Origin of the sequence: Neisseria sp. WLZKY-1, from assembly GCF_046546535.1 — a bacterium.
In the GTDB taxonomy this organism is placed as follows: Bacteria; Pseudomonadota; Gammaproteobacteria; order Burkholderiales; family Neisseriaceae; genus Neisseria.
The window spans coordinates 1-11,617 of record NZ_JBKGTW010000057.1 but is presented as its reverse complement, the minus strand read 5'-3'; the positions used below and the strand labels follow the sequence as shown (position 1 = coordinate 11,617).

The window sequence follows — 11,617 nt, the reverse complement described above, 5'->3', positions numbered from 1 at the left end:
TGGCCGTCTGAAAGATTGTGGCCGTCTGAAAGATTGTGGCCGTCTGAAAGATTGTGGCCGTCTGAAAGATTGTGGCCGTCTGAAAGATTGTGGCCGTCTGAAAGATTGTGGCCGTCTGAAAAACGCCGCTTCTGTCGAAGCGGCGTTTTTCAGACGGCCTTTGGCGGTATCAGTCGAGCAGCAGGCTGTCGTCGGCGATCTGTTCGCCGCGCGTCTGCTCGAACAGGGCGAGCAGGTCGGCAACGTCCATGCCCTCGCGTTCGCTGCCGCCGACGTCCAGCACCACCCTGCCCCGGTGCAGCATGACGGTGCGGCTGCCGTGGTCGAGCGCCTGGCGCATGGAGTGGGTGACCATCATGGCGGTGAGGCGGTTTTCGGCGATGATTTTTTCGGTGAGTTCGAGCACGAAGGCGGCGGTTTTCGGGTCGAGGGCGGCGGTGTGCTCGTCGAGCAGCAGGATTTTGCTCGGGCGCAGGCTGGCCATCAGCAGGCTGACGGCCTGGCGCTGGCCGCCGGAGAGCAGGCCAATGCGGTCGGTGAGGCGGTTTTCCAGACCGAGTTTGAGCATGGCGAGTTTTTCGCGGAAAAGTTCGCGGTTTTGCCGGTTGAGGGCGAAACCGAGGCCGCGTTTGCCGCCGCGCGCGTAGGCCAGCGCCATGTTTTCTTCGATGCTGAGGGCTTCGCAGGTGCCGGCGAGCGGGTCTTGGAAGACGCGGGCGACAAGGTGGGCGCGTTTGTGGGCAGGCTCGCGGGTGACGTCGCGGCCGTCGATAGCGATGCTGCCGCTGTCGACGGCGATGTCGCCGCTGACGGCGTTGAGCAGGGTGGATTTACCCGCGCCGTTGCTGCCGATAACGGTGACAAACTCGCCTTCTCCGATGTGCAGGCTCATGCCGCGCATGGCGGGATTGGCCATCGGCGTGCCGGCGTTGAAGGTGACTTTGAGGTTCTCGGCGCGCATCATGGGGCGGGTTTCCTTTTTTTCAGACGGCCTTTGAGCGAGGGGATTTGCAGGGCGGCAACGACGAGAACGGCAGTGATGAGGTTGAGGTCGGTGGGGCGCACGCCGAGGTTTTGCAGGGCGTCGTTACCCAAGGCAAAGGCGATGAGAAGACGGTAGACGACGGCGCCGATCACGGCGGCGAGGGTGACGAAGACGATGCGTTTGGCGGGCAGCAGGTTTTGTCCGATGATAACGGCGGCCAGGCCGATCACGATGGTGCCGATGCCGCTGGTGATGTCGGCGCTGCCGCTGGTTTGCGCGAACAGGGCACCGCCGAGGGCGACGAGGGCGTTGGAGAGCGCCATGCCGAGGATGATCATTTTGCCGGTGTTGACGCCCTGGGCGCGCGCCATGCGTTCGTTGACGCCGGTGGCGCGTACGGCGAGGCCGGTTTTGGTGTTGAAAAACCAGTCGAGCAGCAGCTTGGCCGCCAGTACGAAAGCGGCGACGACGAGAGGCTGCACCCAATATTGGTTGGAAAAATCGGCGGCGACAAAGGGGGAAAAGACGCTGGGGCTGTCGATAAGCGGCAGGTTGGGCGAACCGCCCGCGATGCGCAGGTTGACAGAATAGAGGGCGACCATCACCAAGATGCCCGCGAGCAGCGGCAGGATTTTCAGGCCGACGTGCAGCCAGGCGGTGGCCGCACCCGCCGCCGCGCCCGCCAAGGCGGCGAACAGGCAGGCAATCCAGGGGTTGACGCCCGCGCCGACGGACACGGCGAACACGATGGCGCCCAGCGGGAAGCTGCTGTCGGCGGTGAGGTCGGGGAAATCGAGGATGCTGAACGAAATCAGCACGCCGAGGGCGACCAGGGCGTAAATCAGGCCGGTTTCGATGCCGCCAAAGAAGGCTATCAGGCTCATGGTTTGTCGGTTCTTTCGCGCTTGTGCCCGATGTTTTCAGACGGCCTCTGTGTGTGGAAGGGCGTCTGAAAACGCGTGACGCTTATTCTTTCACTTCTTTTGCCGTTTTCAGCAGCGCTTCGGGCAGGGCGATGCCCAGCGCGGCGGCGTGTTTTTTGCTGAGATAGAGTTCGAGACTGTCGAGTTTTTCCGAGGGCAGATCGCCCGGTTTTTTGCCTTTGAGCACGGCGGCGGCAAGTCTGCCCGCCTGCTGCCCCGTGCCGAAGGAGTCCATGCCGAGCGCAGCGACGGCGCCGCGTGTGACAGAGTCGGCGTCGGAGGCCACCAGCGGGATTTTCATTTCGACGGAGGCTTTGTACATGGATTCGTAGGCGGAGACGACGTTGTTGTCGAGCGAGGTGAAAATCACGTCGGCCTTGCCGCCCAAGCTGCGGGCGGCGGTGATCACGTCGGCGGAGCGGGCGGCGGGCGCTTCGGCCACTTGCAGACCCTGTTCGGCCGCTTTGGCTTTCAGGCGTTCGAGCACGGTGACGGAGTTGACTTCGCCGGGGCTGTAAACGTAACCGATGGTTTTCAGATTGGGCACGAGCTGTTTCATCAGGTCGATTTGCGGGCCGACGGGCAATTCGTCGGACACACCGACGATGTTGCTGCCCGAAGGCTCGAAGTTGGCGATGAGTTTGGCGGCAACGGGGTCGGTGACGGCGGTGAAAATGACGGGAACGGTTTTGGTGGCGGCTGCGGCGGCCTGCGCGCTGGGGGTGGTAATGGCGACGATGGCGTCGGGCTGGTCACCGGCGAATTTTTTCGCAATCTGCGCGGCGTTGGCGGTGCTGCCCTGCGCACTTTGGAAGTCGATAACGAGGTTTCTGCCTTCTTCGAAGCCTTCGGTTTTCAGGCCGTCGATCACGCCCGCGCGGATGGTGTCGAGGGCGGGATGGTCGGCAATGGCGGTGACGGAAACTTTTTTCGTCTCTGCCGCCGCAGGCGCAGACGCACCGTCGGCAGGAGAAGCATTTTGTTCGGCGGGCGAGCAGGCGGCCAGCACAGCGGCAACAAGCGCGGCGGGGATGGCGGACAGGAAGGCAGTTTTGGCGGTCATGACGACAGGGATTCCATGCGTGTGAAAAGGCGCGATTATAGCGTTTTTTTGTAAGTTTTTGTCAGCGCGGCATAAGGCCGTCTGAAAACGCAAATCGGCGTTTTCAGACGGCCTGTTTGATACTTCGTTGACACTCCGCTTTCAGACGGCCTCCGCGCCCTCTTCCGCTTGCGCCGCATTTTCCTGCGGCGCTTCCAGCTTGGCCAGACGCGCTTCCAGTTCGGCCAGTTTTGTGCGGGTTTTGATCAGCACCTGCTGCTGGATGTCGAACTCTTCACGCGTCACCAGATCCATTTTGTTGAACGCGCTGCCGAGCATGGCTTTGACGTTTTTTTCCACGTCTTTGGCCGGGCTTTCGGCGATGGTGGCGCTGATTTTGGCGGAGACTTCTTCGAGGATTTTCGAACCGAACATGGCTGCTTCCTTTAATGGCTGAACGATGGTAAGGCGGGCGATTGTAGCGGGAAAGAGGCCGTCTGAAAAGTTGCGGCACGGCGGTGTTTCTTTTGCAAAAAGGCTGTCTTTCCTGACGGGAAACGTCCGCCGCCGCCGAAACTTGCTACAATCGGTCTCCCTTTAACACCCGTTATCAAGGAGAAAACGATGAAAAAAATCCTGTTTGTTTCTGTATTGGCCGCCGCGGCCGCCGCAGCTTCTGCCGCACAATACGAAATCGACCCCTTCCACACCAACGCCCGTTTCGAAATCGACCATTTCGGCACCAGCAGCAATGTCGGCGGCATTTACGAAGTGAGCGGCAAAGTCGAATTTGACGCGGCCAAGAAAACCGGCTCGGTGGAAACCGTGATGCCGCTCGCCAACCTGCAATCGAGCAGCGCGGCGTTCACCAAACATCTGAAATCGGCCGACCTGTTTAACGCGGAAAAATATCCGGAAATGCGTTTCGTGTCGGACAAATTCGTCTTCAACGGCAAAAAAGTCGCCGCCGTGCAGGGCAAACTCACCATGCTGGGCAAAACCCTTCCGGTCACGCTGAAAGCGACGAAATTCAACTGCTATGTCAACCCGATGAAGAAAACCGAAGTGTGCGGCGGCGATTTCACCGCCCTGATCGACCGCACGCAATGGGGCATGGATTATCTGGTGTCCGCCGGTATGACGAAAAACGTGAAGCTGAACATCCAGATTGAGGCGGTGAAGAAATAGGCCGTCTGAAAAAGAATGCCAAACAGGCCGTCTGAACGTTTTCAGACGGCCTGTTTGCGTTTGCTGCGGATTCAGTCGCGCACGTAGATGGTTTCGACGTCGTAGTCGTCTTCGTTCCAATCATCGTCTTCGTCGGCAAAGCGTTCCTGCCATTCTTCTTCGTGGCTGAGGGAGGAATCCATGCCGCTTTCGAGGCGCAGGACGGACAGCAGGTGGTAGATGTCGGCGGACAGCGGCGCTTCAAAATGCACGGTTTCGCCGCTTTGCGGGTGGACGAAGCTGAGGCGGTAGGCGTGCAACGCCTGTCTGCCCAGTTGGCGCACGGTGCTTTTGACGGTGTCGGAGCAGGCGTGGCGCGGGTTGCCGTAGACGGGGTCGCCCGAGAGCGGATGGTTTGCTTCGCGCATGTGGACGCGGATTTGGTGGGTGCGGCCGGTTTCCAGTTGGCATTCTATATAGCTGTGCGCCCGATAGCGTTCGAGCACTTTCACGTGGGTGACGGCTTCTTTGCCGCCGAATTTCACCACGGCCATTTTGACGCGGTTGTGCGGGTCGCGGCCGATTTGGGTTTCGATTTTGCCATCGAAGGGCACGATGCCGTCGGCCACGGCGCGGTAGACGCGTTTGACCGTGCGCTCCTGCATCTGCTTCACCAGGTGGTTTTGCGCGCTCAGGGTTTTGGCAACGACCATCAGGCCGCTGGTATCTTTGTCGAGACGGTGGACGATGCCCGCACGTGGCACGTTCTGCAAGGCAGGGCAGTGCGCCAAGAGGCCGTTGAGCAGCGTACCCGACCAGTTGCCCGCGGCGGGGTGGACGACGAGTCCGGCAGGTTTGTTCAGCACGATTACGCTGTCGTCTTCGTACACGATGTCCAAATCCATGGGCTCGGGCGTGAAGGCCAGCGTTTCGTTGCTTTCCTGCACCTGTACGGCCAGTTTCTCGCCGCCTATCAGCTTGTCTTTGGGCTTGGCGGGTTTGCCGTCCACCGACACCGCACCTTCTTTAATCCAGTCGGCCAGGCGCGAGCGCGAGTAGTCGGGCAGCAGCTTGGCTAAGGCGGCGTCGAGACGCAGCCCGGCCAAATCGAGCGGCACGGTTAAATTCAGACAAGTTTCGGCGGCAGGGGCTGCACCAAACTCAAAATCGTCGTTATAATCGCCGCCATTTTCAAATGAAGAGTTCTGCATGAAAAAAATTCTTTTAGTAGCGTTGCTGGGTGCGGCGCTGTCCGGCTGCGCAAGCAAAGGCACAAGCGACAAAGACGCGCAAATCACCCAAGACTGGTCGGTGGAAAAACTGTACGCCGAAGCGCAAGACGAGTTGAACAGCAACAATTATACGCGTGCCGTCAAGTTATATGAACTGCTCGAATCCCGCTTCCCACAAGGCCGTTACGCGCAGCAGGCGCAGCTTGACACGGCCTATGCCTATTACAAGGACGAAGAGCGGGAAAAAGCGCTCGCCGCCGTGGAACGCTTCCAAAAGCTGCACCCGCAGCATCCGAACATGGACTACGCCCTTTATCTCAAAGGGCTGATTCTGTTTAACGAAGACCAATCCTTCCTCAACAAACTCGCCGCGCAGGACTGGTCCGACCGCGATCCCAAAGCCAACCGCGAAGCCTATCAGGCCTTTGCCGAGCTGGTTCGCCGCTATCCGCAGAGCAAATACGTCGAAGACGCCACCAAACGCATGACCAAGCTGGTAGACGCGCTGGCCGGCAACGAAATGGCCGTCGCCCGCTACTACGCCAAACGCGGTGCCTATCTCGCCGCCGCCAACCGGGCGCAGAACATCGTCACCGGTTTCCAAAACACCCGCTATGTCGAAGAAGCGCTGGCCGTGATGGAACTCTCCTACCGCAAAATGGAGCGCCCACAGCTTGCCGACGACACCCGCCGCATCTTGGAAAAAAACTTCCCGCAAAGTCCCTATCTCACCCGCTCGTGGAAAGACAACGACGCCCCCTGGTGGCGTTATTGGAAATAACGGGCTTTACACAACACAACAGGCCGTCTGAAAACCTTTCAGACGGCCTGTCTGCCTATTACAATCCCCCTCCCCAACAGCAAAGCGAGAAACCAAATGGATCTGCGCCACATCCGTGAAGACTACAGCAAGCAGCAGCTTTCCGAACAAGACTGCACCGACAGCCCCGTCGCCCAGTTTGAAAAATGGCTGGACGAAGCCGTCAGGGCGCAAGTCAACGAGCCCACCGCCGTCAACGTTGCCACCGTCGGCGAAGACGGCCGCCCGCAAAGCCGCATGGTGCTGCTCAAAGAAGTCAACCCGCAGGGCTTCGTCTTCTTCACGAATTACCACAGCCGCAAAGGCCGTGCCCTCGCCGCTCGCCCCTTCGCCGCCCTCACCTTCTTCTGGCCGGAACTTGAACGGCAGGTACGCATCGAAGGGCGCGTCGAAAAACTCTCCGAAGCAGCCTCCGACGAATACTTCGCCTCCCGCCCCTACGCCAGCCGCATCGGCGCGTGGGCGAGCGAACAGAGCAGCGTCATTGCCGACAAAAACGTCCTTGTCAGACGCGCCGCCGCCGTCGGCCTCAAACACCCGCTCAACGTCCCCCGCCCGCCGCACTGGGGCGGCTTCCTCGTCATTCCCGACCGCATCGAGTTTTGGCAGGGACGCCCCAGCCGCCTACACGACCGCATCCGCTACCGCCTTTCAGACGGCCTGTGGCTCAAAGAGCGCCTCGCGCCGTAGTTTCAGACGGCCTTTCAGACGGCCTCACGCATACCGAGGCCGTCTGAAAAGGGAAAAACCGCTTTCAGACGGCCCGCAAAAGGTTTAAGGCGCCGGTCTGTCTGTTTGACGGTGGCAGCCTGTGCACGGAAAACGGCCTGCCGTTGGCGGCAGGCCGTCTGAAAAGCCGGTTTTATTCTTTCGGGAAGCTCTCTTTAATCCACAGCAGGGCGGCAGCCAAGGCGGCAACGGTCAGCAGCATGGCGTGCTGGTAGTCGGCCAGGGTTTCCTGCGTGCCGGCGAGCAATTTGCCCGGCAGACCCATCAGCAGGCCGCCCGCGACAAACATCGAGCCGTTGACGATGGAGGCGGATGTACCGATCAGGTGTTGTGGAACGTTGTCGCCTGCGGCGGTGAAGTTGAGCATATGGCCGGCGTTGCAGAAGCCGAAGATGAAATACAAAACCATAGCCACGTCTCCCGACATCGGCAGGTAAATGACGCACAGCAGCGACAAAACCTGTACCAGCGTGGTGACGGCTATCGGCCATTTGCGCGATTTGAGCGCGTTGGAGATTTTGTTGATCAGCGGACTGCCGGCCGCCAGTCCCAGCCACAGGCAGGCGGTGGCGTGGTTGGCGGTGCCGACTTCGAGGCCGTGCGCCATCAGCAGTTTCGGCCCCCAGACGACGCCGAGCGCCAGAATCATGCCGAATACGATGGCGCCTTGGATGCTGATCGCCCAAATCTGTTCTTTTTTCAATACTTCGAGGATAGAGCGGAAGACGGAGGCGATGAACTCGCCCGCGCCGGATTTTTCGCCCTCCACTTCGGATGGGTTGTGGACAAACATCACGGCGGCAATCAGCAGAAGAACGCCGAATACACCGAAGCCGGTAATGATGGCACGCCATTCCCAACGGCTGAGTGCAAAGTCGAAGGCGGTTTGGCCAAAGGCGGACGAGAGGGCGGCCACGAGTTGCACAAGGCCGAACATGATGCCGAATTTGGCCATGCCGAACCATACGCCCGCGCCGACGAATCCGGCACACGAGCCCAGCGCCAGCACCACTTGCGAGAGCAGCAGCATTTCAAAACTTTGGGCGAAGGCAAACAGGAATACGCCCAAAATCACCAATCCGATGGCGGGTATCAGCACTTTGCGGCTGCCCAATTTGTCCAAGAGCGCGCCGGAGAAGAGTTGGGCGACGGCGAACACCCATGTGTAGGTGGCGGCAATTAGTCCGACTTGGTCGATGCTGAGGTTCAGCGTTTTCGCCACGCTGTTGTTGACGATGGCGTAGCCGGTCTGCACGTTGAACAGCCACACGACGAAAATCACGGCGATTGTCCAAACCGTCCAGGCGCGGGCGCCGCCGAGTTCGTAGGTTTTATTGTTTGTTTGCGTACTTATTTGATTCTACTATCAATTATACACTGTAAACTTCTTTGCCCGCGATATTAGGTCGCAGCAATGGCGCGGTCGTCGGCCAAGGTCATTTGGATGAACAGCACTTCTTCTAAGCTCTTCGCGTAGCGCATGCGGTATTCGATGATCGGTGTCGATTTTAGGTTGATAACCGCCAAATCCGCTTCCATGCCCGGCTCGATGCTGCCGATTTTGCCGGCCAGCCCCAAGGCTTCGGCCGTGCCGCGTCCGGCAAGATAAAAGCTGTGCAGCGAGCTGTACGGCGTGCCGTTCATCTGAGCGGCTTTGTAGGCTTCGTTCATGGTTTGCAGAATGGAAAAGCTGGTACCCGCGCCCAAATCTGTTGCCAGACCGACATGGACGGGGCGTTGTTCGGTTTTCAGTTTTTTCACGTTCAGACAGCCCGATCCCAAAAAGAAGTTGGAGGTCGGACAGTGCGCCACCGATGCACCCGTTTCGTTGAACACGCCCAACTCGCGGTCGGTCAGATGGATGCCGTGGCCGTAGATAGCGCGGCGGCGCATCAGGCCGTAGCGGGCATAGGCGTCGGTGTAGTCTTTCGCTTCGGGGCACAATTCTTTTACCCACGCGACTTCGTTGACATTTTCGGAAACGTGCGACTGAATCAGCATATCGGGATTTTCCTGCGCCAACGCGCCGATCATTTCCATTTGTTCGGGTGTCGAAGTGGGCACGAAACGCGGCGTAATGACATATTCCGCGCGGCCTTTGCCGTGCCATCTGCTGATCAGCGCTTTGGATTCGTAGGCACGCTGCGGCGTGTCCAACAGGGCGGCGGGAGCGTTTCTGTCCATGCACACTTTGCCCGCCATAATCCGCATATCGTATTTCGCCGCCGCTTCAAAAACCGCATCGACCGACTGCGGAAAAACGGTGCAGTAAACGGTTGACGAAGTCACGCCGTTGCGCACCTGCTCGCGCAGGAACACTTCCGCCACTTCGTCGGCATGTTCTTTGTTTTTAAAGCCCTGCTCGGCGACAAACGTATAGTTGTTCAGCCATTCGATTAGCTGTTCTCCATAGGCCGCGATGATTTCCGTTTGCGGATAGTGGACATGACAGTCGATAAAGCCGGGAATAATCAGGCTGTCCGCATATCTTTTGACGGGCACACCGTCCAGCTCGGGCAAAATCTTATCTGCCGCCCCCGTTTTGACAATCTTCCCGTTTTCCATCACCACCACGGCATCGGATTCATAAACCAGACAATCGTCCATATCGTGAAAAAACGGGTCTTTGCGAAAAGAAAGCATCGCACCACGTATCGCTGTTTTTATACTCATAACATTCTCCTACTAAAATTTACACTTCTATTTATTTACACAAACCAATTTGTGTGATTTAACCATGCTATTAATAATGTAATATATACAAGAAGGAAAATACCATGTGTTTACTGCCGAAACAAACAGTTACTTTCATGATTTATTTTATTTTTACATATAAATCAAATATAAATTAGAAAAATTTATTCCAAGAAAATAAATAATTCAAAAATAATCTGATATTAATATAGAGATTTCGTTTACATTTATTGACAAAAGTCAAATAGTGCGGCAGCCGTCAATACCGGCTCTCATTTCAGATTGAAATAAAAAAAGAAAAGGGCTATCCTGCGTTTGCCGGACATTACCGGCACGGCTTTTTTCCTAAACTCAGTCATTTGAGGAGATAGTTTTATGACTGCCAAAAACCTGAATGTGTTTGACAAAGAATACGGATTGCTGATCAACGGCGAATGGACGAAGCCCGGTGCGCTTTTGGAATCCTACAACCCCGCCAACGGCGAACTGCTGGCCAAATTCACCGACGCAACCGACGCCGACGTCGATGCCGCCGTGTCCGCCGCGCAGCAGGCGTTCAAAACCTGGCGCAAAACCACCGCCGCCGAACGCGCCGTGATTCTGAACAAAATCGCCGACGTGATTGACGAAAACACCGAACTCTTCGCCTTGCAGGAAACGCTCGACAACGGCAAACCCATCCGCGAAACCCGCGCCGCCGACATCCCGCTGGCCGCCGACCACTTCCGCTACTTTGCCGGCGTGATTCGCGGCGAAGAAGGCACCTGCAACCAAATCGACCAGGAAGATTTGTCCATCGTATTGCGCGAACCCATCGGCGTGGTCGGCCAAATCATCCCGTGGAACTTCCCCTTCTTGATGGCCGCCTGGAAAATCGCCCCCGCGCTGGCCGCAGGCTGCACCATCGTCATCCACCCCTCTTCCAGCACCTCGCTGAGCCTGCTGTCGTTCGCCCAAAAAATCAACCACCTGCTGCCCAAAGGCGTGCTGAACATCATCACCGGACGCGGCAGCAAATCCGGCGAATACATGCTGCACCACAAAGGCTTCAACAAACTGGCCTTCACCGGCTCCACCGAAATCGGCCGCCACATCGGCATCGCCGCCGCCGAAATGCTGATTCCCGCCACGCTCGAACTCGGCGGCAAATCCGCCAACATCTTCTTCGACGACATGCCCTTCGACAAAGCCCTCGAAGGCGCGCAAAAAGGCATCCTGTTCAACCAAGGCCAAGTCTGCTGCGCCGGTTCGCGCATCTTCGTACAGGAAGGCATTTACGATAAATTCGTTGCCGCGCTGGCCGAAGAATTCAAAAAAGTCAAAGTCGGCCTGCCGTGGGAAGACGACACGCAAATGGGCGCACAGGTCAGCGCAGGCCAGCTTGAAACCATTTTGAAATACGTCAAAATCGGCGAACAGGAAGGCTGCCGCATCATCACCGGCGGCAAAAAAGTCGAAGGCACGCTGGGCAACGGCGAGTTCCTCGAACCGACCCTGATCGAAGCACCCGACAACAGAGGCCGCGTCGCACAGGAAGAAATCTTCGGCCCGGTAGCTACGGTTATCAAATTCAAAACCGAAGAAGAAGTTATCGCCATGGCCAACGACAGCGAATACGGCTTGGGCGGCGCGGTGTGGAGTAAAGACATCAACCGCTGCCTGCGCGTCTCCAATGCACTGGAAACCGGCCGCGTGTGGATCAACTGTTACAACCGCCTACCCGCAGGCGCGCCGTTTGGCGGCTACAAAACCTCCGGCATCGGCCGCGAAACCCACAAAATGATGCTCGCCGCCTACACCCAGGTGAAAAACATCTACATCAGCACCCGCGAAGAACGCGAAGGTATGTACTGATCCGTGAGGTAAACGCCGCGTAGCACAAAGGCCGTCTGAACGCTGTTTTAGACGGCCAGAGACCTTTGCAAAATCCCCTAAATTCCCACCAAGACATTTAGGGGATTTTCCATGAGTACCTTCTTCCAGCAAACCGCACAAGCCATGATTGCCAAACACATCGACCGCTTC

Annotated in this window: 11 protein-coding genes; 4 read left to right on the top strand and 7 right to left on the bottom strand. The window is 57.9% G+C overall.

Annotated elements, in window-relative coordinates:
- Positions 1–169: 169 nt before the first annotated feature.
- From ACLD9W_RS10990 to ACLD9W_RS10975, 4 genes are all read right to left on the bottom strand, one after another.
- Positions 170–964, bottom strand: a complete 795-nt coding sequence (locus ACLD9W_RS10990; protein ID WP_410842057.1) for an ABC transporter ATP-binding protein — start codon at positions 962–964, stop codon at positions 170–172.
- The gene (locus tag ACLD9W_RS10985; protein WP_410842056.1) at positions 961–1,869 is read right to left on the bottom strand and encodes an ABC transporter permease; all 909 of its coding nucleotides are present in this window, start codon (positions 1,867–1,869) and stop codon (positions 961–963) included. Before ACLD9W_RS10985 ends, ACLD9W_RS10990 begins: the two co-directional genes overlap by 4 nt.
- Before the next feature lie 82 nt (positions 1,870–1,951).
- Positions 1,952–2,971 (bottom strand): ABC transporter substrate-binding protein, encoded by a 1,020-nt coding sequence (locus ACLD9W_RS10980; RefSeq protein ID WP_410842055.1) that lies wholly within the window; start codon positions 2,969–2,971, stop codon positions 1,952–1,954.
- Positions 2,972–3,112: 141 nt separating this feature from the next.
- A complete protein-coding gene (locus tag ACLD9W_RS10975) occupies positions 3,113–3,385 on the bottom strand; it encodes an accessory factor UbiK family protein (RefSeq protein ID WP_009425194.1) in 273 nt (90 codons plus the stop codon).
- Positions 3,386–3,574: 189 nt separating this feature from the next.
- On the opposite strand from ACLD9W_RS10975, the gene ACLD9W_RS10970 reads away from it, so the two are divergent.
- Positions 3,575–4,138, top strand: a complete 564-nt coding sequence (locus ACLD9W_RS10970) for a YceI family protein (RefSeq protein ID WP_410842054.1) — start codon at positions 3,575–3,577, stop codon at positions 4,136–4,138.
- 71 nt (positions 4,139–4,209) lie between these two features.
- Here ACLD9W_RS10970 and rluD read toward each other — a convergent pair whose 3' ends face one another.
- Positions 4,210–5,328, bottom strand: coding sequence for a 23S rRNA pseudouridine(1911/1915/1917) synthase RluD (gene rluD / locus ACLD9W_RS10965; RefSeq protein ID WP_410842053.1), 1,119 nt, complete (start codon positions 5,326–5,328; stop codon positions 4,210–4,212).
- On the opposite strand from rluD, the gene ACLD9W_RS10960 reads away from it, so the two are divergent.
- Positions 5,327–6,130, top strand: a complete 804-nt coding sequence (locus ACLD9W_RS10960; protein ID WP_009427198.1) for an outer membrane protein assembly factor BamD — start codon at positions 5,327–5,329, stop codon at positions 6,128–6,130. The two genes, rluD and ACLD9W_RS10960, sit on opposite strands and share 2 nt — an antisense overlap.
- A gap of 96 nt (positions 6,131–6,226) precedes the next feature.
- Positions 6,227–6,859 (top strand): pyridoxamine 5'-phosphate oxidase, encoded by a 633-nt coding sequence (pdxH, locus tag ACLD9W_RS10955; RefSeq protein WP_410842052.1) that lies wholly within the window; start codon positions 6,227–6,229, stop codon positions 6,857–6,859.
- A gap of 172 nt (positions 6,860–7,031) precedes the next feature.
- Here pdxH and ACLD9W_RS10950 read toward each other — a convergent pair whose 3' ends face one another.
- Both ACLD9W_RS10950 and guaD read right to left on the bottom strand, forming a co-directional pair.
- Complete coding sequence (locus ACLD9W_RS10950; RefSeq protein WP_410842051.1) at positions 7,032–8,180, bottom strand: MFS transporter; 1,149 nt, start codon at positions 8,178–8,180, stop codon at positions 7,032–7,034.
- Positions 8,181–8,299: 119 nt separating this feature from the next.
- A complete protein-coding gene (guaD, locus tag ACLD9W_RS10945) occupies positions 8,300–9,571 on the bottom strand; it encodes a guanine deaminase (RefSeq protein WP_410842050.1) in 1,272 nt (423 codons plus the stop codon).
- Between the two features lie 396 nt (positions 9,572–9,967).
- On the opposite strand from guaD, the gene ACLD9W_RS10940 reads away from it, so the two are divergent.
- The gene (locus ACLD9W_RS10940) at positions 9,968–11,446 is read left to right on the top strand and encodes an aldehyde dehydrogenase family protein (protein WP_410842049.1); all 1,479 of its coding nucleotides are present in this window, start codon (positions 9,968–9,970) and stop codon (positions 11,444–11,446) included.
- Positions 11,447–11,617: the final 171 nt, after the last annotated feature.